This window comes from Thermodesulfovibrio sp. 3462-1 (genome assembly GCF_040451425.1).
In the GTDB taxonomy this organism is placed as follows: Bacteria; Nitrospirota; Thermodesulfovibrionia; order Thermodesulfovibrionales; family Thermodesulfovibrionaceae; genus Thermodesulfovibrio; species Thermodesulfovibrio obliviosus.
The window spans coordinates 678,940-699,734 of the sequence record NZ_CP144374.1; the positions used below are offsets into that span (position 1 = coordinate 678,940).

Sequence of the window (20,795 nt, forward strand, 5' to 3'; positions counted from 1 at the left end):
GACATGTTAAACCTTTCAAGTATTTTAGGAATTTTTTCAAAGATGGTTTTTTTATTTGTATTTTTGCTTTATGCTTCTGCTGCATACTCTTCTCAGGATATTGATGCTCCAAGTGCTGTTGCAGTGGATGCTCAGACAGGTAAAATTCTTTATGGTAAGAATCCTCACATGAAACTTCCACCAGCAAGCACAACAAAACTTGTCACAGTTATGGTTGCTCTTGAAAAACTTGACCCCGAGCAGAAAGTAACAATATCAAAAAAAGCAGCTCAAACCCCAGGTGTTTCACCTAAACTGATGCGAGGAGAAGTTTATACAGTGCGAGATCTTGTTTATCTTGCCTTGATGCGTTCTGTAAACTCTGCAGCAGTTGCTCTGGCAGAAGCTACAGCAGGAAGTGAGCAAAATTTTGTAAAGCTTATGAATGAAAAAGTAAAGTATATTGGAGCAAAGGATACGAAATTTATAAATGCCAGTGGGCTGCCAGGTAAAGGACAGTGCACAACTGTTTATGACTTAACAAAAATAATGTCTCATGCTCTTGCCTATCCACTTATAAAGGAAGCTATAAATACCCGTGTTTATCTGGTAAAAGCTCAAAATGGCAGAGAACACTTTATTCAAAATACCAATCATCTGCTATGGTCAGAGGATAATATGATAGGAGGTAAAACAGGATACACAAGAAAAGCAAGGCATTGTTTTGTTAGTGCTTATAAGGTAAAGGATAGACTTGTTTATACAGCAATTCTTGGAGATACTAACAGGGAAAAACTGTGGGAAGATACCCAACAATTAATTGCCAGAGCAGAAGATGTTCTTGCAGGTAAAGGAGAGCCTGTGGTCAAACTTTCAGAAGAAAAACCAGTAATGCCAGTTTCTTACAAAAGCAAACAAAAATTAAGTAAAAAAGTAAAGGTAAATAAAAATAAAGTGAAAAAGACTTCCAAGAAGAGGGTAAAAAATGCAAAAAATAATAAACGAACTATCTGAGCTGGAAAACAAAAAAGTAGCAATCATAGGAGCTGGTAAAAGTGGCCTGGCAGTAGCAAAACTTCTATTGAGTCTTGGTGCAACATTAACAATAAATGATAAAAAAAGCGAAGAAGAAATCTTAAAAGATATTGAACAACTTAAAGAATTTGAATGCTTTGAACGCTTTAAAATAATAGGAGGTGGACATCCACCAGAAGCTTTTGAGGATGCTGAAGTGGTTGTTGTAAGTCCAGGAGTTCCATTAAGTACTCCTTCAATTGTTTCAGCAATCTATAAGGGAATTCCAGTTATTGGTGAGATAGAACTTAGCTGGCAGATACTGAATTTAGTGAATCCAGAGGTAAAGACAGTAGGCATTACAGGTTCTAATGGAAAATCTACAACTTCAACACTTGTTTATGAATTTTTAAGAAAAGATGGTAAAAGAGTATGCCTTGCAGGAAACATCGGGTATCCCATGGCAGATGCTGTTTTAAAAATTTTAAATAAACAGCTGGATATTGAATATCTTGTTTTGGAGCTTTCAAGTTTTCAACTTGAAGGAATAAAAAACTTCAAACCAGAGCTTGCAACAATTTTAAATATTACTCGAGATCACATGGATAGATACTGTCAAATGAAAGAATATATTGAAGCAAAAGCAAAAATTTTTCAAAATCAGACAGGAGATGATTATTTAGTTTTAAATATGGATGACAAAAATACAGTAGCTGTTATTGAATATTTAAGAAACGTTTATCTTAAAAAAGGTAAACTTCCACAGATTTTTTACTTTAGTAGATTTCAACGTGTCTATGGAGCTTATTTAAAAGACAATGAAGTTCGGTTCAATCCAAGAGAAGAGATTCCTCAGAGCATTTTTTCAGAGATGGAAAATACAGTGCTTCCTGTAAGCACATTTAAAATAAAGGGAGTTCATAACATTGAAAATATAATGGCAGCAGCTTTACTTGCTTTTTGTGCTGGATGCAGAGCAGAAAGCATAAAAGAAGTTGTTAAAGAATTTCCAGGGCTTCCGCATAGAATGGAATTTGTAAGGGAAATAAACGGGGTAGTCTATGTAAATGATTCAAAGGGAACCAATGTTGATGCAGTAGCGAAGTCTCTTGAAAGTTTCCCTGACAATGTGATTTTAATTGCCGGAGGAAGAGACAAAGATGGAGATTTTTCTCAGTTAAGGGAGATTGTAAAAAAGAAAGTAAAGGCTTTAGTGCTTATTGGTGAGGCAAAGCAAAAAATAGCAGATGCTCTTGGAGATTTAGTACCCTATTATTTTGAGAACGATATGAAATCTGCTGTATTGAAAGCAAAAGAAATTGCCAGTGAAGGAGATGTAGTGCTTCTTTCTCCTGGATGCGCAAGCTTTGACATGTTCAGGAATTTTGAACATCGGGGAGAAGTATTTAAGGATATTGTGAACTCATTATGAAAAGAGGCTCTATTGATAAAACACTTATAATTGTAGTGGCTTTGCTTGTTGTAATCGGACTTATTGCAGTTTACAGTTCTACTTCTGTTTTAGCCTCTGTTAAGGCAAAATATGCAAATAAGGGAGGAATGATTTATTTACAAAGACAACTTTTTACATTAATTATAAGTTTTTTCTTTATGATTGTGTTTATCTTTTTATCACCAGAAAAATTAAAAAAAATTGTTTTCCCATTGCTTATTATTTCTTTTATAATGCTTATAGCAGTTTTTACTCCTCTGGGAGTTACTGCAGGAGGAGCCAGAAGATGGCTCAGATTGTGGCCCAGTTCATTTCAGCCTTCAGAGCTTGTAAAGCTTGCAATGGTCTTTTTTCTTGCATGGTATTTGAGTAGAGATGGCTACAATAAAGAAAGTATCAAGCATTTTATAATTCCCATAGGATTGATGGCTATTTTTCAGTTGATTTTTCTAAAACAGCCGGATTTTGGTGCAGCAATGACGCTGGGAATAATTACTTTCCTTATGCTTTTTATAGGAGGAGTAAGCTTAAGATTCTTAGGAGGCACTGTTTTGCTTGCTATTCCTATTGTGTTCTATCTTGCTAAGGAGCCTTACAGGTGGAAAAGAATAATCTCTTTTCTTGACCCCTGGGCTGATCCTCAGGGAAGTGGATTCCAGCTTGTTCAATCATTGATTGCACTTGGAAGCGGAGGTCTTACAGGCCAGGGACTTGGAGAAGGAAAACAAAAGCTTGCCTTTTTACCTGAAATACATACTGATTTTATATTTGCTCATATTGGAGAAGAGATGGGATTTATAGGAGCAGCTACGGTGGTTGTTTTATTTTTTTTGATATGTCTCAAAGGATTAAGCATTGCTATGAAACAGTCAGAGCCTTTTTATTACTTTCTTGCTTCAGGGATTACAATTATGATTTCTATTCAGGCATTGATAAACTTTGCTGTTGTAACAGGTATGGCACCAACAAAGGGACTTCCTCTGCCCTTTATAAGCTATGGTGGTTCTGCTCTGGTTATTAATTTTATTGCTATTGGAGTTTTGCTTAATCTTTCAAGATTCAACTCGGATAAAGGCTTGACAGAGGTATTACCTCAGAGAAAAACAAAATTAAGAACATATAAATACTGGAGAGGTAAAAGATTTTCATGAAAGTTATCATAGCTGGTGGTGGAACAGGAGGACATCTTTTTCCTGGATTGGCTCTTGCAGAATGTATTGATCAGAAATATCCTGAAGCAAAGATTGTTTTTGTAGGAACTCAAAGAGGATTGGAATCAAAGGTTATTCCTAAGACAAAATATGAATTAAAATTTATATCTATTCAAGGATTTGTTGGAAAGTCCGCTGGACAAAAACTAAAGAGTATTATAACTCTTTTTAAATCCATATCTGAATCAAAAAATATTTTAGAGGCTTTTTCACCGGATGTTGTTTTTGGTGTAGGAGGGTATGCTTCTTTTCCTGTTGTTTTAACAGCTGCTTTAAAAAAAATCCCTACAATTATTCTTGAACAAAATACTGTTCCAGGACTTGCAAATAAGATACTTGCAAGAGTTGCTTCAGCAGTTGCAGTAAGTTATCCTGAAACCATTGATTATTTTCCAAAACAAAAGGTTTATCTTACTGGAACGCCAATTAGAAAAAAAATCTTAGAAGGCGATTTAGAAAAAGCAAAACAACTTTTTAATATAAAAGAAGGAAAACTCACTATACTGATTTTTGGAGGAAGTCTTGGTGCAAGAAAAATAAATAAAGCTATGACAGAAGCTCTTCCATATTTGCTTCCTTTAAAGGATAGGATTCAGATAATTCATCAAACAGGACAGAACGATTTAAACTGGGTTTCTGCTGAATATAAAAATCTTTCATTCAAAGCCACTGTTTTACCCTTTATATATGATATGGCAGAGGCTTACAATGTAGCAGATTTAGTAATTTCAAGGGCAGGAGCCTCTACTGTAGCAGAGATTACAGCTATTGGCAAAGCGTCAATTCTGATTCCATATCCCTATGCTGCATATAATCATCAAGAGATGAATGCTCGAAGGCTTTTTAGTCGTGGTGCCTGTGAACTTATTCTTGATAGAGATTTAAATGGACAGAACCTTGCAAAAAAGATTAACGAGATTTTAAATAGTCCAGAAGTCATAAAAGAGATGCAGAGAGCAAGTCTTGCCTTTGGGAAACCAAAAGCAGGAGAAAAAATTATAGAGATTGCTGAAACCCTGATAAGGAGGAGAAATGTATCATTATAAAAAAATTCATTTTGTTGGTATTGGTGGAATTGGGATGAGTGGTATTGCTGAGGTTCTTCATAATATGGGTTATATTGTAACAGGCTCTGACATAAAAGAGTCTGATACTGTTAAAAGATTAAGAAATTTTGGAATAAAAGTATTCATCGGGCATAGCAAAGACAACATTGATGAAACAGATGTGGTCGTATTTTCTTCAGCAGTAAAGCCTGATAATCCTGAAATTGTCAAAGCAAAGGAGTTTGGAATTCCTGTTATTCCAAGAGCTGAAATGCTTGCTGAACTCTGCAGACTGAAATATTCAATTCTGGTTGCTGGTGCCCACGGAAAAACAACAACCACTTCCTTAATTGCCACTGTTTTGACTGATGCTGGATTTGATCCCACAGTGATTGTAGGAGGAAAGCTCAAGTCAATTGGAAGCAATGCAAAGCTTGGTCAGGGTGAGTTTCTTATAGCTGAGGCTGATGAAAGTGATGGGAGTTTTTTAAAGCTTACTCCAGCTATTTCTGTGATAACAAACATTGATAGAGAACATCTTGATTATTTTAAAAATCTCAGAAGAATTAAAAAGGCTTTTGTTGAATTTGCAAATAAAGTTCCCTTTTATGGTCTTTCAATTCTCTGTGGAGAGTGCAGGCATATAAGGGATTTAATTCCTCATTTAACAAGAAGATATGTGACATATGGATTTGATAAAGCCTTTGATTTTTATGCAAAAAATATTGAGTATTCACCACCAAAGGTTTCCTTTAATGCCTTTTTCAAAGAGAAATCTCTTGGAAGATTTACTATTACTGTTTTAGGAAAACACAATGTTTTGAATGCTCTGGCAACAATAATTGTGGCAAAGGAGCTTTCAGTGCCTATGCAAAAAGTGAAAGAATCTTTTGAGAGTTTTAAAGGAATTGGCAGAAGATTTGAGTTTAAAGGAGAAAAAAAGGGTATAAAATTTTATGATGACTATGGACATCATCCAACAGAAATAAAGGCTGTAATAAAAACTGCTTTATGGTTGAAACCAGAAAGACTCTGCGTGATCTTTCAACCTCACAGATACACAAGAACAAGGGATTTAATGGAAGAGTTTATTAAGGTATTTAAAAGCACATTGCGGAAGACTGATGTTTTATTCCTTATGGATATATATCCTGCCAGTGAACCTCCTATTGAAGGAGTGAGTGGTGAAATTTTATACGAAAAACTGAAAAATGCTGGTGTAAATGTTAGATTTAATCCAGACAAAGAAAAGATTAAGGATGATATTTTAAAAGAAATAAAGGAAGGAGATGTTGTTTTTACCATTGGAGCAGGAGATGTTTATAAAATTGGTGAAGCTTTGCTGGAAAGGCTATGAAAAATATTGAAATTTTCTGTAAAGAAAAGGGATTGATTTATAAAAAATATGAGCCTCTATCTGAATATACCACTTTGAAAATTGGAGGGCAGGCGGATTTAATAGCATTTTCAGAGGAAGACAGTATTGTGGATTTGATTGAAGTAATAAAAAACGAGGGATTAGCCTATTATGTTATAGGAGGAGGTAGTAACTTACTCATAAGTGATAGTGGATTCAGAGGAGTGATAATCAATACAAAAAGAATGAACAGAATAGATATTGAAGAATTTAAAATCAGGGCTTCAGCTGGAGTAAAGCTTCAAAGGCTTGCTGCCTTTGTTTTGAAAAGAAATCTTTCAGGTATGGAAGGACTTGTTGGTATCCCGGGAACAGTTGGAGGTGCTGTAAAAGGCAATGCAGGCTCTTTTGGATATGAAATAAAGGACAGTCTTGAGGAAGTGGAAGTTATTACTGATCAGCTGGAGATAAAGGTTTTAAAAAAGCAGAATATGAATTTTAAATACAGGAGTTCAGGGCTGCCTGAATCTTGGATTATTAAATCTGCCAGATTCAGCTTAAAAAGTGGTGAGCCTTTTAAAAAAATGAAGGAATTTCTTAAGAAAAAAATAGAAACACAACCTTTAAGAGATAGATCTGCTGGTTGTGTATTTAAAAATCCCGAGGGGCATTCAGCAGGTGCCTTAATAGATAAAGCAGGATTAAAGGGAATGAGAATCGGAGATATAGTTGTAAGTCCTGTTCATGCTAACTACTTTATAAATACCGGCAGAGGTAAGGCAAGTGATTTTCTTAGATTAATGGATATTGTTAGAGAAAAAGTATTCAAACTTTTTTCTATTGAATTAGAACCTGAAATAAAAATTTTAGGAGGACAGTTATGAGAGTTGGTGTAATAGCAGGAGGAATATCATCTGAAAGGGAGGTTTCTCTTAAAAGTGGGCAGGCAGTTTTTAATGCTTTAAGGGAACTTGGATTTAATACAGTTTTTATAGATGCAGGCACTGACCTCTGTGAGAAAATAAAACAGGAAAAAATTGATGTAGCCTTTCTGGTTCTTCATGGAGGATGGGGAGAAAATGGCGGAGTTCAAGGAATGCTTGAAGTTATGGGAATTCCATACACTGGTTCAGGAGTTCTTGCTTCAGCTCTGGCAATGGACAAAGAGGCAACAAAGAAAATATTTCTATATCATAGCATCCCTGTGCCTCCATTTAAAACAGTTTATAAAAGTGATTATCTTTCTTCAGCTTTTAGCCTTCAGTCTCTCAGTTTTCCTCTTGTTGTAAAACCAGCACATGAAGGCTCTTCAGTAGGAGTAAATATTGTTCGAAGCGAAAAAGAACTTGATGAAGCTCTTAAAGAAGCCTTTAAATATGGCAACAGGGCAATTTTAGAAAAATATATTGAAGGTAAAGAAATTCACATTGGTGTTCTTGGCAATAGAGCTCTTGGAGGAGTTGAAGTTCGACCTAAAAAGGAGTTTTACAGTTATGAAGCAAAATATACAAAGGGGCTCACTGATTATATACTTCCTCCAGAGATAGATGCTTCTGTTTATGAAAAACTTAAAGAGCTTGGGCTTAAAGCTCATCAGGCATTGGGCTGTAAAGGTGCTACAAGAGTTGATATGCTCGTTGATGAGAAGAATAATGTCTATGTTCTTGAGGTAAATACAATTCCTGGAATGACAGAGACTTCGCTTTTACCCAAAATAGCGTCTCTTTCAGGCTATGATTTTAAAAGTCTTGTTAAAGAAATTCTTGAGCTTGCACTGAAAGATGAAGAATAAAAAATGGATAATTCTCGTGGGAGTTTTTTTCATTTTAATGGCAGTATTTTTATATTCTGAAGGACTTACTGTAAGGCATATTGTCATTATTGGCAATAAACATCTTAATGAAAAAGAAATCAGGTCAATCATAGGCATAAAGGAGGGAAGTTCTATAATTTATCCATCATCTAAGAGCTTATATGAAAGACTAAAAAAAACGCCTTGGATAAAGGATGCGATAATAAGAAAAGATTTAAATGGTACAATAACGATTTATATAAAAGAATCCAGTCCAGTTGCTGTTGCCATGTTTAATGAAAAAGCCTATTTAATTGATTATGAAGCTCAGATTCTTGAGGATTTTACTCAAGAGATTCAGGCATCAGCAAACCATAAGCCTTTATTATTGCCAGTTATAAAAAATATTGATCCCTTTAAAAACAGGGAAACTTTTGAGGAAGCTGTGAAATTACTGAATTTTATTAGCAATAAAGGCTTTATAAAAACTGAAGATGAAATAACCATAACAGGCAATAATCCAGATACTCTTACTCTTTACATAAATGATTTTCCAATTATTGTAGGTAAAGGAGACTTTGAGATAAAGTTTGCCAAGTATCTCATTGTTAATGCTGAAATTCAAAAAAGAGGACTAAATGTGCAATACATTGATTTAAGATTTCCTGATAGAGTAATAGTAAAACCAGTTCAGCAGGATTTGAAAGATGAGTGAGATTGCAGTAATAGATATTGGAACAACAAAAATAGCTTTTGCTTCAGCAAAAATTGAGAATTCAAGAGTAAAGATCAATTTTATGAGAAGTTATCCTTCTGCTGGTTTAAAGAAAGGTAAAATAGTTGACATGGAAGCAATGAGCACTTCTATTAAAAGAGCTTTACAGGAGATAGAAACCACTACAGGATTAAAGATGAAAAAAGCTTATGTCTGTGCCTCAGGAAATGATATCAAAGGTATTTACAGTAATGCAGCAGTCAAGGTAAGAAAAAAAGAAGTGACAGAGCAAGATGTTGATTTAGCAATTGAAGCAGCAACTGCCATGAGAATTCCTTCTGACAGACAAGCGGTTCATATTTTGCCTGTTGAGTTTATTGTAGATGGAGTAAATGGAATAAAAGACCCTGTTGGCATGAAGGCATTAAGGCTTGAAGCAAGGGTTTATATTATAACTGCTTCATCATCTCACATTCAGAATATTGTTACTTGCTGTAATAAAGCAGGAATTGAAGTTGAAGAAATTGTGCTGCAGAGTATAGCATCCGCTGAAGCTACTCTTACAGAACATGACAGAGAAATGGGAACTGTGGTTGTTGATATTGGTGGAGGAAGTACAGACATTGCTGTATTTCAAGATGGTTATTTAAAGCATGTGGCAACATATGGCGTTGGAGGTAATCACATTACAAATGATCTGGCAATAGGGTTAAAGATACCATTCAGAGAAGCAGAAAGAATAAAAACCCAGTTTGCAGTGGCAATGCCTGATATTAGCTTCGGAGATTTGAAGTTTGAAAAAGATAAGGATGAAATAGAAATTGTCGGGATTGATAAGCATTCTATAAAAATTCCCATGACTGTAATAAAAGAAATAGTTTATGCAAGATGTGAGGAAATTCTTGAAATCATTAAAAAGGAGCTTGACTCAATTCCTCTTGATTCAATATCTTCAGCAGTATTTACTGGTGGAACTTCTCTTTTGCAGGGTTTTGTTTCTCTGGCTGAAGGATTTCTATCAATTCCTGCAAGAATAGGAAAACCTGATGCAGGACTTATGGAAATGGCTTATGAACTTGGGTTAGATGAGACTCCTTTTAATGAGGAAGAAATAGAAGGAATTTACAATCCTGAGTTTTCTTCAACCGTAGGCACTTTTATTTATGTATTAAAAACAGGACACTATAATGAATCAAATTCAGGCTTTGAAGGAGTTTTTAATAAAATTCTAACATGGTTTGAAAAGGGATTGAAAAAATTTGTATAAAACCAAAGAAGGAGGGACAAGATGTTTGAAATTGAAGAAGTGGAAAGACCTGTAGCAAAGATAAAAGTTATAGGAGTTGGAGGAGCCGGGACAAATGCTGTAAATACAATGATTTCTTCAGGGGTTTATGGAGTTGAGTTTATAGCAGTCAATACTGACATACAGCACCTTGAAATATCCCTGGCTCCTGTAAAGGTTCAGATTGGAAAGGAGCTTACAAAAGGTCTTGGAGCAGGCTCTGACCCTGAACTTGGTAAGAAGTCAGCGCTGGAAGACAAAGACACTCTTCTTTCCTGTATTGAAGGCTCAGATTTAATTTTTATAACAGCAGGGATGGGGGGAGGAACAGGAACAGGCGCAGCGCCTGTGATCGCTTCTTTAGCAAAAGAACTGGGAATACTGACAGTAGCAGTTGTCACAAAGCCATTTTATTTTGAAGGCAAAAAAAGGCTTCAAAATGCTGTTGTGGGAATAAAAGAGTTGAAAAAATATGTGGATACAATCATTATTATTCCCAATGACAGAATTCACATGGTTGTTGAAAAAGGAACTCCTCTTGTAAAATCTTTTGCAATTGCCAATGACATTTTAAGACAGGCTGTTCAGGGAATTTCAGACCTCATTTTAAGTCCTGGCTTTATAAATAGAGACTTTGCAGATGTAAGGACTATTATTGAAAACTCTGGTAAGGCAGTAATTGGGCTTGGAACATGCACAAAACAGGAAGGTGCAGCTGAGGCCGCTCGCCGTGCAATTAATAATCCACTGCTTGAAGAAACATCAATAGAGGGAGCAAAAAGAATATTGATAAACATTACAGGAGGATTTGATCTTACTCTTGATGAAGTACAGGAAATTGCAGGAGCAATTTACGATGTTGCCCATGAAGAGGCAAACATAATATTTGGAACTGTAATAAAGTCTGAAATAGAAAACGAGATATATGTTACAGTTATTGCAACAGGATTTGAAGACAAAACTGAGGAGATAAATTTAAGCTCCACTGAGAAGTGGATGCCAAAAGGTAGTAGTATTTCTTTAAAACAAACAAAGAGAATCATCTCAAAAGATATTCAATCTCTTTCTTCGTTAAATCTTCATTCAATAAATGAAAAAGTGGAAAATCCACCAAATTCAGAAAAACATTTATCTACTTCCTCTGAAAATAAGGAAGTTGATATCTCTTGTGAGACGGAATCAAATTCCCCAGAAGAAAAATTAAAAATACAGTCCTCTGAAGACTCTATAATTTTAAAGGAACCCTCAAAAGAGATTCCTACAGATATTGAAGATGAGATTGATATACCAGCTTATTTGAGAAAGAAATATAAAATTCTGAATGAGAAAAATATTTAACAGAATTGATGCTCTTCTGAAAAAAGAAAAGGGTACGATTTTTAAGGAGCATGGTGGCAGAATAAAGATATGTCTCATATATCCAAATCTATACCAGGTTGGCATATCAAACTTGGGGTTTCAAGCTGTTTACAGGCTTTTTAATCAAAGAAAGGATGTTGTCTGTGAAAGAGCTTTTCTTCCCGAGAAAGAGCAGGATTTTATAAATCATCCCCTTGTGTCATTTGAATCAAAAACACCGCTTTATGAGTTTGATATAGTGGCTTTCAGTCTTTGTTTTGAAAATGACTATCCAAATATTCTAAAAGTATTAAAACTTGGCAGAATTCCTCATTATACTTCAGAGAGAGACTTTAATCATCCCCTTGTTGTTGCAGGTGGAGTTGGAGCTTTCAGCAATCCTGAACCTGTTGCAGAAATTTTTGATGCTTTATTTATCGGTGAGGCTGAAGAAGTTATTGATAAATTCATAGAAGTTTACAGAACTATTAAGGAAGGTTGCTATCTGGAAGATTTTAAGGAGAATTTAAAAAAAGAGCTTATGAACCTTGATGGTTTTTATGTTCCTGAAGCATACGAAGAAGTATATTTTCAGGGAAAATTAAAAGGAAGGAGAATTTTGTGGAAAAATGCTCCAGAAAAAATTAAGAAGGTTTACTGTAAAGATTTTGCAGAAAAATTCAATTTTTCCCAGATAATTACTGAAGAGGCTGTATTTTCCAACATGTTTCTTTTAGAAAGTATGCGTGGATGCCCTTTCAGTTGCAGATTCTGTCTTGTGGGATATGTTTATAAGCCTGTAAGGAAAGCTTCTTTTGAAAAATTAAGAGAAATAATTGAAAATCTAAAACCCATTAAAGCAGGAATAATAGCTCCTTCTCTGACAGCTTACAGTGAGCTAAAAGAATTACTCAAAATTCAAGGCGTTGAATTATCTTTTACTTCCCTGAGGGCAGATAAAACAACCATTGAAATCCTAAAAAATCTTGTATCACAGAAAACCGTTACTCTTGCTCCAGAAGCAGGTTCTCAGAGATTAAGAAAAATAATAAAAAAAGAAATCAGTGAAGAAGATCTTCTCACCATAGCAGACAAACTTAAACAAACCAGTGTAGAAACTCTGAAGCTTTATTTTATGATAGGCCTTCCTTTTGAAAAAGATGAAGAGATTGATGAAATAGTTAAACTCATTAAAAAAATCAGAGATGTTTTCCCTCGCAGGACAGTAGCAAGTGTAAGCATATTTGTTCCAAAGCCTTTTACTCCCTTTCAATGGCACAGGATGGAGGAGTATGAGAAAGTTAAAGAGAAATTGAAAAAATTGAAAAGAGATACATTGCAGATTAAGGGATTCAAGCTTGTTCATGAAGTTCCAAAATACTCTTACATGGAGGGATACTTTGCAAGAGCATCAAGAAAGGCAATTTCAGTGATTGAGAGGATTTCAGAGGGAGAAAACTTCGGGAAAATCTTTGATGAAGTCAAGGACAGCCTCTATGAAATTAAATCTTTTAGAGATTATCTACCATGGGATTTCATTGAACATGAAGGATTAACTAAAGAGGCTTTATGGAAGGAATATGAAAGGGCTAAGGATTTAGCCTGCCAAACTGGTAACATTTAAAAAAATCTGGCGCATTTTTTCTGCCAGTTAAAGCCATTGCTCTGAATCTGCAACCACCTCTGCATTCCTGAAGAAAGGGACATTTGATTTTTGCACATTCAAGCTCACTTAATATAATCTGTTTTTTCTTTTTCCATAGATTCTCCAATCCTTCATCAATGCTACCTATTGGTTCCTCTTCATAGAAAGAGCAAAAGGCTACAAGACCGCTTGAAAGCACAGTAAGCAAATGACTACCACACCCGTATTCTTCTGCTCTTGGATGGTCTTCCATAGAGAATCCGTATCTTTGCATGATTTTATATGCCTCTTCTGGAGGTACCCACAGTTCCTGATGAAGCCTTAAATTCCCTGTTATTGTGAGGGCATCCACTGTCCATTCCCTTATTTCTAAGGTTTTAATAAGGTTTTCCAGCTCCTTAAAATCTGTAAGATTGCCTTTATGAATTACTGTTGCCACGGATACCTGAAATCCGTATTCAATTGCCCTTTTTATTGCCTGCAGAGTTTTATCAAATGTTCCTTTTCCTCTTAAAATTTCATGTCCCTTTTTCATTCCGTCAAGGCTTATTTGGATTTCTTCAACATTCAGATTTTTCAATACATCATCAGTAAGCAAAACTCCATTGGTAAAAAGAATTTTTCTTATGGCAAGGTTTGTTATAAAATCATTGATTTTTTCAAATTCAGGATGTAGCAGAGGCTCTCCACCTGTAATTAGAACTCTCAATCCCTGCATCTGTTCAAATTCTTTGAGAATTTTTTTAATTTTTTCAAAAGACAGACTTTGCGGTTTATCTCTCTCAACGAAACAGTGTTTGCATCTGAGATTACATTGATTTGTAATCTGTAACTCAAGATATCTAAGTGAGGGAATTGGTGATTGTTTAATTACAGTTTTAATTCTTTTTTGAGGCTTTTCAGTAAGGATTCCTTCGTTTATGCAGTATGTTATGAATTCTTTTTCATCTTTTCCGTTGATATTTAAGAGGTTGCCGGTTTCAATACTTTTAAGTATTTTTAATGCCTTTTCATCAATGCTGTAAAGCTCGTCTGTTTTTATGTTATAAAGTGCTGGAAATTCAATAAGTTTTATAAAGAAATTTTCATTGATGAAGTATCTGTTAAATTTCATAAACGGAGAGTCTTTCTGGAATCCTGCATGGAAATCCGAATTTTTCTTCTATGGAGTTTTTGAAAGCTTCAATAACTTCTGCTTCACCGTGGACGAGAAAGATTTCCGGTTTTGTTTTTATTGACTGAAGCCACTTGAGAAGTTCATCCCTGTCAGCATGGGCTGAGAAACCACCAATTGTGTAAACCTTTGCTCTTACAGGTAGCATTTTACCGAGAATTGAAACTTCTTTTTCTCCATCAACAATTTTTCTCCCAAGAGTTCCTTTAGCCTGAAATCCTGCAAAAATGATACTACATTCCTCTCTATCAATGTTATGATAAAGATGATATACAATTCTTCCACCCTGACACATTCCACTTCCAGCAATAATAACAGCATTTGATTTGATTGAGTTTAGCTTTTTTGATTCTTCCACAGTTTTTACAAAGTGAAGTTTTATAGATAAACGATTGGAGTTTTTCATTTCTCTTAAAGCTTCATCATCAAAAAGCTCTGGATGGGAGAGATATATTTTAGTTGCTTCTTCAGCAAGAGGGCTGTCAAGATAGACATTTACAGGCTGAAGAAGTCCCTGTCTTACGGTTTTGTTAAGAATGTAAAGCAAATCCTGAGTTCTTCCTACAGCAAAGGCTGGAATTATTACATTTCCACCTTTTTGAAAAGTATCCTTTATTGCCTGAACAAGCTCGTTAATGCTTTCATCAAGACTTTTATGAACTCTGTTTCCATAGGTGGATTCTAAAACAAGCCAATCTGCTTCCTCAGGAGTTTCGGGATCTCGTAAAATAGGATAACTACTTCTTCCAATGTCTCCTGAAAATACAACTTTTTTACCATTAATATTTAACTGAACAGTAGCTGCTCCAAGAATATGTCCTGCATCAAAGAGGGTTATCTGTATTTCGTTGAATTTTAAAGTTCTTTGATAAGGCAGTGTTTCTATTTGTTTTAATGCCTTGTATATGTTTTCTTCATCGTAAAGGGGCTTTTTGTAGTTTTCATTTTTTTGTACCTTTAATGCATCAAAGAGCATTATTTCAAGAAGGTCCTTTGTAGCAGGAGTTGTTATAATTTTGCATCTCAAGCCCTCTCTTACAAGTTTTGGGATAAGGGCAGAATGGTCCAGATGGGCATGAGTAAGAATCATCAGGTCTATTTTCTTTGGATTGAAGGTGAAGGGTTCGTAGTTTAAATACTCTTTTTCATCTTCTTGAAACAGTCCGCAATCAATGAGGATGCTATGGTTTTCAGCTTTAAGAAGAAAGCAGGAACCAGTAACAGTCTTTGTTGCTCCGAAAAATTGAATTTTCATAATATAAATAATAACATAAATTTAATGATTTATCTTGACTACAGTGCAACAACTAACTTATTTCAATCCTGAAGCAGTTCTTCAGCGTGAAAAAGGGAACTTTCTGTGATTCGTCCACTCAGCATTCGGGCAATTTCCTCTTTTCTCTTTGCCTTATTTAGCAATTCAACCTTTACAACTGTTTTTTCATCCGATATAACTTTCTCTACCTTTAGATGATGCTGAGCCTTTGCTGCAATCTGCGGAAGATGAGTTACGCAAAGCACCTGATAATACCTTGCAAGCTCACTAAGTCTCTTCCCAACATTTTCTGCCACACTTCCTCCAATTCCAGCATCAATTTCATCAAATATCAAAGTCATTGATTTTATATCCTTTTTTGCTTCCTTAAGCTCAACACATTTAAGAGCGAGCATTAAACGAGACAGTTCTCCTCCTGATGCGACCTTGCTTAAAGGTTTTGGAGGTTCTCCTGGATTTGCCGAAAAATAAAACTCCACATCATCCTTGCCTTTTGATGAAATCTCTTTTTCGCTGATTCTTATTTCAAATTGAGGATTACTGAATCCAACCTCTTTAAGCTCTTCATTGACCTGGGCTTCAATTCTTTTTGCCAGATTTTTTCTCTTTTGTGAAAGTTCCTCTGCTCGTTTATGCATCTCTGCTTGAGCAGTGTTAAGTTCTTCTTGCAGTTTTTTAATTTCTTCCTCTGAAATACTGACAATACTGAGTTCTTTCTCAGTGTTTTTTGCGTATTCAAGGATTTCTCTTATTGAGCCTCCATATTTTGACTTAAGTTTGTTCAGTAGTGTAAGTCTTTCCTCTATCTTTTCAAGAGTAAATGGGTCTGGCTCATAGCTTTCTTTAAGTTTTCTTAAGGAGTAAATAGCTTCATCAATCTGGGCAAGAGCTGATTCTACGAGATTTTTTATCTCCTCTGCTTTTGAGTCAAAACGAGCAAGCTCTTTAAGAGTTGTTAGCGTTTGAGAAAGATTTTCATGAACCGAGTTTTTTTCATCATAAAGAAGACTGAAGGCGTTTTCAGCAAGCTCTTTAAGCTTTAAAACATTTTTAAGTATCTTTCTCTGTTCATTTAGTTCTTCTTCCTCTCCTTCTTTAAGTTGAGCAGATTCAATCTCTTTCAGTTGAAACTCCATAAGCTCCTTTTTCTGCCTTTTTGTTATGAGTTCCTTCTTAAGTAGCTCAATTTTTTCTCTTATTGTAAGAACTTTTTCATAAATTTCAGCAAAGGCATTTACTTCTTCATTTAATCCTGCAATTGTGTCAAAAAAATCAATGTGATTTTCCTTTTTTAAAAGATAGGTATGTTCATGCTGTCCATGAATGTTTATAAGCTGAGAAGCAATTTTTACAAATCCCTGAGATGTGTAAATTGAATCATTTATGTATGACTTTGTCTTTCCATGAACTGGAAGAACTCTTCTAAGAATTACAAGATTATCCTCTGACTCTGCAATCTTTACATCACTGAGTGCCACTTCTATGACAGCCTCATTTTTACCGTGTTTCACAAAATCAGAGGCTGATACTTTTTCCTTAAGCAAAACTCCTATAGCATCAACAATTATAGATTTTCCAGCTCCTGTCTCACCTGTAAGGACATTAAATCCCTCTGCCAGCGGAATTGAAAGACTGTCAATAATTGCAAAGTTTTTAATTATAAGCTCTTCAATCATTTAATAAGACCAGCGCTACGCAAAACCTCCGCAAGTTTTTGTTTGTTCGCTTCCGACATCTCACATAGAGGAAGCCTGAATTCCTCTTTTATTTTACCCATCATTGCAAGGGCTGTTTTAACTGGAATGGGATTTGTTTCGATGAACATTGCTTTGTTAAGAGGCTCCAGTTTGTAATGTAATTGTCTCGCAAGATTAATGTCTCCTCTTTCCCATGCATTAAATAGCTCTGCCATGTCTCTTGGGCAGATGTTTGCAGTTACTGATATAAAGCCTTTTCCACCAAGCGACAGGAGAGGCAGATTTGTAAAATCATCTCCTGAAATAACAGCAAACTCAGCTCCACAGAGTCTTATAAGTTCGCTTACTTGCTTCATATCTCCTGTAGCCTCTTTAATTCCAACAATTCTCGGATGCTCAGCAAGGCGAGCCACTGTCTGCGGTAACATATTCACTGAAGTTCTTCCAGGAACATTGTAGAGAATCATCGGCAGTCCTGTTTTGTCTGCGATTTCTTTAAAATGTCTATACAGTCCTTCCTGAGTAGGTTTATTATAATATGGAGTTACTGAAAGACAAGCGTCTGCGCCGAGTTTTTCTGCTTTGCGGGCAATCACTATTGCCTCTTCTGTTGAGTTTGAGCCTGTTCCTGCAATAACAGGAATTCGTTTGTTTACGACTTTTACAGTAATTTCAATAACTCTGTAATGCTCTTCATAATCAAGAGTTGATGCCTCACCAGTTGTGCCACATGGAACAATAGCATGAGTTCCTTCCTTTATATGCCATTCTATAAGCTCTTCAAGAGCCTTTTCATCCACTTTGCCTTTCTTAAAAGGTGTTACTATTGCAACCATTGAACCTTTAAACATCTTTTCCCTCCTTACTTAGTTTTGTTTTTGTCTAATTCTTTTATATCTGACCCGACTTTGTCAAGTGAAATCTTTTCATGACACTGAGTTTTCTTTCTCTATATTTCCAACAGTAGTAGCAAAGGATAATCTCTTCTGTTGAACGCTCTGCTACTCGAGATTTATAACCCAAAAACGCTACAGTCATTCCAATAGATTATTTTCTATCAGTAACATTAGGTATTGATTATTACTTGAGTTTTAGATTAATATAAAACTTGAAAAAAATTTTAGGAGGTTGAGCATAAAAGTAAAAGTTAACGACAGTATTTTTGAGTTAGAGCCTGAGCAATTAGAGAAACTTTTTAAGGAAAAGCAGGCAATAGCAATCAAAATTAATGGACAGCTTAAAGATTTATCTTCATTATTTTCTCTCAATAGAGAGGAAGAAATTGAATTAATCACATCTGAAAGCAAGGAAGGGCTTGAAATCCTCAGGCACAGCACTGCCCACATAATGGCTCATGCTGTAAAAGATTTATTTCCTGAGGTAAAAGTTACAATAGGACCTGCCATTGAAGATGGATTTTACTATGATTTTGACAAAGATGAACCTTTTACAGAAGAAGACCTTAACAAAATAGAAAAAAGAATGCAGGAGATTATAAAAGCAAAAAACCCCTTTATCAGAAAGGAAATCTCAAAACAGGAAGCAATTAAAATTTTTGAAAGCCTTGGTGAATCCTATAAAGTTGAGATTCTTAATGAAATAGAAGATGACCGGGTATCAGTATATGAAGAAGGCGGATTTATTGATCTATGCAGAGGACCTCATATACCTCATACTGGAATGGTCAAGGCTTTTAAACTTCTTAGTGTTGCTGGAGCTTACTGGCGTGGCGATGAAAAAAATAAGATGTTACAGCGAATATATGGAACAGCTTTTCAAACAAAACAGGAACTTGATGAGTATCTTAAATTTCTTGAAGAAGTTAAAAAGAGAGACCACAGAAGACTTGGTAGGCAACTCAAACTTTTTGAAATAAGCGAAGAAGTAGGTCCTGGACTTATAATATGGCTTCCCAATGGAGCAATTGTCAGAAAAATCATAGAGGATTTCTGGAAAGATGAACATTTAAAAGCAGGATATCAACTTCTTTATACGCCTCATATTGCAAAACTTGAGCTATGGAGTAAAAGCGGGCATCTTGATTTTTACAGAGAAAATATGTTTTCTCCCATGCATATTGATGAAATTGCCTACCAGCTTAAACCAATGAACTGTCCTTTCCATATTCAGGTATATAAATCTGAACTTCGCAGTTATAGAGATCTTCCATTAAGATTTGCAGAACTTGGAACAGTTTACAGATACGAAAGATCTGGAGTCTTACACGGACTGCTCCGGGTGAGGGGATTTACTCAGGATGATGCTCATATATTCTGCACAGAAGAACAGCTTGAGGAAGAGATTCAAAAAGTTCTTGATTTTACAATATTTATTTTATCGACCTTTGGATTTGACAATTATGAAATATACATTTCTACAAGACCGGAAAAATATGTTGGAAGCCTTGAAAACTGGGAAAAAGCAACAGAAGCTCTGGAACTGGCACTTAAAAAAAGAAGTCTCCCCTATCAGATTGATCCTGGAGAAGGAGTTTTTTATGGACCAAAGATTGATATCAAAATAAAAGATGTATTAAACAGAGCATGGCAGTGTAGCACAATTCAAGTTGATTTTAATATACCAGAAAGATTTGATATCACATATAGAGGAAAAGATGGTAAAGAACATAGACCTATTATGATTCATAGAGCTTTAATGGGTTCTCTTGAGAGATTTATGGGAGTGTTGATTGAGCATTATGCTGGTGCCTTTCCATTATGGCTTGCTCCTGTACAGGTTGAGGTTATGTCTATTTCTGAAAAACATGTGGACTACGCAACACAGGTTTATGAAAAGCTTATGGAAAAAGGTTTTAGAGTAAAACTCAATACTGAAAATGAAAAAATAGGTTATAAAATAAGGCAGGCAATTTTGAATAAAGTGCCCTATATGGTAATAGTTGGTGATAAGGAAATAGAAAGTGGTAAAATTACAGTAAGATTGACAGAAGGAAAGAATCTTGAACTTATAACAATTGATGAGTTTTCACAGCAGCTTTTTGAAAGAATACAGCAGAGAAAATAAATTGAGGAGGTGAGAAGATAGCAACAAAGGAAATTAGAGTAAATGAAGCTATTAAGGCAAAGGAAGTAAGATTGGTTGATGAAAATGGTAAACAGATTGGAGTGATAAGCACCAGAGAGGCTATTCAGATAGCAAGGGAAAGAGGTTACGATCTTGTAGAAGTAGCACCAAATGCAAATCCACCAGTTTGTAGAATAATGGACTATGGAAAATATAAGTATCAACTTGACAAAAAGAGCTCATCAAAGAAGACTCCTACAGTAAAAGAAATAAAGATAAGGCCACAGATTTCAGACCATGACCTTCAACTAAAAGTAAAACATATTAAAAGATTTCTTGAAGACGGAGATAAAGCAAGAGTAACACTTTTTTTCAGAGGAAGAGAAATTGTTCATCCTGAACTGGGGATTAAAGTTTTTGATAAAATAAAGGCTCTTCTTATAGGTTTTGCTCATAGAATTGAGCAGGAACCCCGCCTTGAAGGTAATAACATGAGCATGATTATAGCTCCTGGAAAAGATTGATAATTTCATTAAAATTTTATTAAAATATCCATCTAAACTCAGTTAGGAGGAGATTATTTATGCCAAAACTCAAAACACACAGAGGAGCGGCAAAAAGATTTAAAGTTACAGCAACCGGCAAGATTATGCGCAGGAGAGCTAACAAGAGCCACTTACTTACAGGCAAACCTTCAAAGAGGACAAGACATTTAAGGCATCCAGCTCAGGTTGACGAAACTCAATATAAGGCTATAAGAACTCTTATTCCTTACAAATTTTAAAAGGG

At 35.2% G+C, this 20,795-nt stretch carries 18 protein-coding genes; 14 read left to right on the top strand and 4 right to left on the bottom strand.

What is annotated here, in order from left to right:
- Positions 1 to 3 precede the first annotated feature (3 nt).
- The 11 genes from V4D31_RS03425 to V4D31_RS03475 are packed head-to-tail and all read left to right on the top strand — an operon-like array spanning position 4 to position 12,814.
- On the top strand, positions 4 to 993 hold the full coding sequence (locus V4D31_RS03425) for a D-alanyl-D-alanine carboxypeptidase family protein (RefSeq protein WP_353686846.1): 990 nt from the start codon (positions 4 to 6) through the stop codon (positions 991 to 993).
- A complete protein-coding gene (gene murD / locus V4D31_RS03430) occupies positions 965 to 2,425 on the top strand; it encodes a UDP-N-acetylmuramoyl-L-alanine--D-glutamate ligase (protein WP_353686847.1) in 1,461 nt (486 codons plus the stop codon). The genes V4D31_RS03425 and murD overlap by 29 nt, the downstream gene beginning before the upstream one ends.
- Positions 2,422 to 3,597 carry a putative lipid II flippase FtsW gene (ftsW, locus tag V4D31_RS03435; protein WP_353686848.1) on the top strand — a complete coding sequence of 392 codons (1,176 nt, stop codon included), beginning with the start codon at positions 2,422 to 2,424 and terminating at the stop codon, positions 3,595 to 3,597. Before murD ends, ftsW begins: the two co-directional genes overlap by 4 nt.
- Complete coding sequence (gene murG, locus V4D31_RS03440; RefSeq protein ID WP_353686849.1) at positions 3,594 to 4,703, top strand: undecaprenyldiphospho-muramoylpentapeptide beta-N-acetylglucosaminyltransferase; 1,110 nt, start codon at positions 3,594 to 3,596, stop codon at positions 4,701 to 4,703. The genes ftsW and murG overlap by 4 nt, the downstream gene beginning before the upstream one ends.
- Complete coding sequence (murC, locus tag V4D31_RS03445; RefSeq protein WP_353686850.1) at positions 4,690 to 6,060, top strand: UDP-N-acetylmuramate--L-alanine ligase; 1,371 nt, start codon at positions 4,690 to 4,692, stop codon at positions 6,058 to 6,060. The genes murG and murC overlap by 14 nt, the downstream gene beginning before the upstream one ends.
- Entirely contained in the window at positions 6,057 to 6,944 is an 888-nt protein-coding gene (murB, locus tag V4D31_RS03450; protein WP_353686851.1) for a UDP-N-acetylmuramate dehydrogenase, read from the top strand. Before murC ends, murB begins: the two co-directional genes overlap by 4 nt.
- A complete protein-coding gene (locus V4D31_RS03455) occupies positions 6,941 to 7,852 on the top strand; it encodes a D-alanine--D-alanine ligase (RefSeq protein ID WP_353686852.1) in 912 nt (303 codons plus the stop codon). The genes murB and V4D31_RS03455 overlap by 4 nt, the downstream gene beginning before the upstream one ends.
- Positions 7,842 to 8,567 carry an FtsQ-type POTRA domain-containing protein gene (locus V4D31_RS03460; protein ID WP_353686853.1) on the top strand — a complete coding sequence of 242 codons (726 nt, stop codon included), beginning with the start codon at positions 7,842 to 7,844 and terminating at the stop codon, positions 8,565 to 8,567. Before V4D31_RS03455 ends, V4D31_RS03460 begins: the two co-directional genes overlap by 11 nt.
- Positions 8,560 to 9,834 carry a cell division protein FtsA gene (gene ftsA / locus V4D31_RS03465; RefSeq protein ID WP_353686854.1) on the top strand — a complete coding sequence of 425 codons (1,275 nt, stop codon included), beginning with the start codon at positions 8,560 to 8,562 and terminating at the stop codon, positions 9,832 to 9,834. Before V4D31_RS03460 ends, ftsA begins: the two co-directional genes overlap by 8 nt.
- 21 nt (positions 9,835 to 9,855) lie before the next feature.
- Positions 9,856 to 11,190 (top strand): cell division protein FtsZ, encoded by a 1,335-nt coding sequence (gene ftsZ, locus V4D31_RS03470; protein ID WP_353686855.1) that lies wholly within the window; start codon positions 9,856 to 9,858, stop codon positions 11,188 to 11,190.
- Positions 11,174 to 12,814: a radical SAM protein gene (locus V4D31_RS03475; RefSeq protein ID WP_353686856.1), complete on the top strand. Its 1,641-nt coding sequence runs from the start codon at positions 11,174 to 11,176 to the stop codon at positions 12,812 to 12,814. Before ftsZ ends, V4D31_RS03475 begins: the two co-directional genes overlap by 17 nt.
- Here the strand turns inward: V4D31_RS03475 and V4D31_RS03480 are convergent.
- The 4 genes from V4D31_RS03480 to dapA form a co-directional block, all read right to left on the bottom strand.
- A complete protein-coding gene (locus V4D31_RS03480) occupies positions 12,780 to 13,949 on the bottom strand; it encodes a radical SAM protein (RefSeq protein WP_353686857.1) in 1,170 nt (389 codons plus the stop codon). The two genes, V4D31_RS03475 and V4D31_RS03480, sit on opposite strands and share 35 nt — an antisense overlap.
- Positions 13,939 to 15,264 carry an MBL fold metallo-hydrolase gene (locus V4D31_RS03485; RefSeq protein ID WP_353686858.1) on the bottom strand — a complete coding sequence of 442 codons (1,326 nt, stop codon included), beginning with the start codon at positions 15,262 to 15,264 and terminating at the stop codon, positions 13,939 to 13,941. Before V4D31_RS03485 ends, V4D31_RS03480 begins: the two co-directional genes overlap by 11 nt.
- Positions 15,265 to 15,326: 62 nt before the next feature.
- Positions 15,327 to 16,961 carry a DNA repair protein RecN gene (gene recN / locus V4D31_RS03490; RefSeq protein ID WP_353686859.1) on the bottom strand — a complete coding sequence of 545 codons (1,635 nt, stop codon included), beginning with the start codon at positions 16,959 to 16,961 and terminating at the stop codon, positions 15,327 to 15,329.
- On the bottom strand, positions 16,958 to 17,833 hold the full coding sequence (gene dapA, locus V4D31_RS03495; protein WP_353686860.1) for a 4-hydroxy-tetrahydrodipicolinate synthase: 876 nt from the start codon (positions 17,831 to 17,833) through the stop codon (positions 16,958 to 16,960). The genes recN and dapA overlap by 4 nt, the downstream gene beginning before the upstream one ends.
- Before the next feature lie 283 nt (positions 17,834 to 18,116).
- Here dapA and thrS point away from each other — a divergent pair, with 283 nt between their 5' ends.
- Genes thrS through rpmI form a run of 3 tightly spaced genes read left to right on the top strand, consistent with a single transcriptional unit; the run spans position 18,117 to position 20,790 of the window.
- The gene (gene thrS, locus V4D31_RS03500) at positions 18,117 to 20,006 is read left to right on the top strand and encodes a threonine--tRNA ligase (RefSeq protein ID WP_353687078.1); all 1,890 of its coding nucleotides are present in this window, start codon (positions 18,117 to 18,119) and stop codon (positions 20,004 to 20,006) included.
- Between the two features lie 32 nt (positions 20,007 to 20,038).
- Positions 20,039 to 20,530 (top strand): translation initiation factor IF-3, encoded by a 492-nt coding sequence (gene infC / locus V4D31_RS03505; protein WP_353687079.1) that lies wholly within the window; start codon positions 20,039 to 20,041, stop codon positions 20,528 to 20,530.
- Between the two features lie 59 nt (positions 20,531 to 20,589).
- Positions 20,590 to 20,790: a 50S ribosomal protein L35 gene (rpmI, locus tag V4D31_RS03510; protein WP_353686861.1), complete on the top strand. Its 201-nt coding sequence runs from the start codon at positions 20,590 to 20,592 to the stop codon at positions 20,788 to 20,790.
- Positions 20,791 to 20,795: the final 5 nt, after the last annotated feature.

Excerpts from the sequence above, each read along its gene's own strand:
- V4D31_RS03425 (WP_353686846.1), top strand. The coding sequence starts at position 4 with ATGTTAAACCTTTCAAGTATTTTAGGAATTTTTTCAAAGATGGTTTTT.
- murD (WP_353686847.1), top strand. The coding sequence starts at position 965 with ATGCAAAAAATAATAAACGAACTATCTGAGCTGGAAAACAAAAAAGTA.
- ftsW (WP_353686848.1), top strand. The coding sequence starts at position 2,422 with ATGAAAAGAGGCTCTATTGATAAAACACTTATAATTGTAGTGGCTTTG.
- murG (WP_353686849.1), top strand. The coding sequence starts at position 3,594 with ATGAAAGTTATCATAGCTGGTGGTGGAACAGGAGGACATCTTTTTCCT.
- murC (WP_353686850.1), top strand. The coding sequence starts at position 4,690 with ATGTATCATTATAAAAAAATTCATTTTGTTGGTATTGGTGGAATTGGG.
- murB (WP_353686851.1), top strand. The coding sequence starts at position 6,057 with ATGAAAAATATTGAAATTTTCTGTAAAGAAAAGGGATTGATTTATAAA.
- V4D31_RS03455 (WP_353686852.1), top strand. The coding sequence starts at position 6,941 with ATGAGAGTTGGTGTAATAGCAGGAGGAATATCATCTGAAAGGGAGGTT.
- V4D31_RS03460 (WP_353686853.1), top strand. The coding sequence starts at position 7,842 with ATGAAGAATAAAAAATGGATAATTCTCGTGGGAGTTTTTTTCATTTTA.
- ftsA (WP_353686854.1), top strand. The coding sequence starts at position 8,560 with ATGAGTGAGATTGCAGTAATAGATATTGGAACAACAAAAATAGCTTTT.
- ftsZ (WP_353686855.1), top strand. The coding sequence starts at position 9,856 with ATGTTTGAAATTGAAGAAGTGGAAAGACCTGTAGCAAAGATAAAAGTT.
- V4D31_RS03475 (WP_353686856.1), top strand. The coding sequence starts at position 11,174 with ATGAGAAAAATATTTAACAGAATTGATGCTCTTCTGAAAAAAGAAAAG.
- V4D31_RS03480 (WP_353686857.1), bottom strand. The coding sequence starts at position 13,949 with ATGAAATTTAACAGATACTTCATCAATGAAAATTTCTTTATAAAACTT.
- V4D31_RS03485 (WP_353686858.1), bottom strand. The coding sequence starts at position 15,264 with ATGAAAATTCAATTTTTCGGAGCAACAAAGACTGTTACTGGTTCCTGC.
- recN (WP_353686859.1), bottom strand. The coding sequence starts at position 16,961 with ATGATTGAAGAGCTTATAATTAAAAACTTTGCAATTATTGACAGTCTT.
- dapA (WP_353686860.1), bottom strand. The coding sequence starts at position 17,833 with ATGTTTAAAGGTTCAATGGTTGCAATAGTAACACCTTTTAAGAAAGGC.
- rpmI (WP_353686861.1), top strand. The coding sequence starts at position 20,590 with ATGCCAAAACTCAAAACACACAGAGGAGCGGCAAAAAGATTTAAAGTT.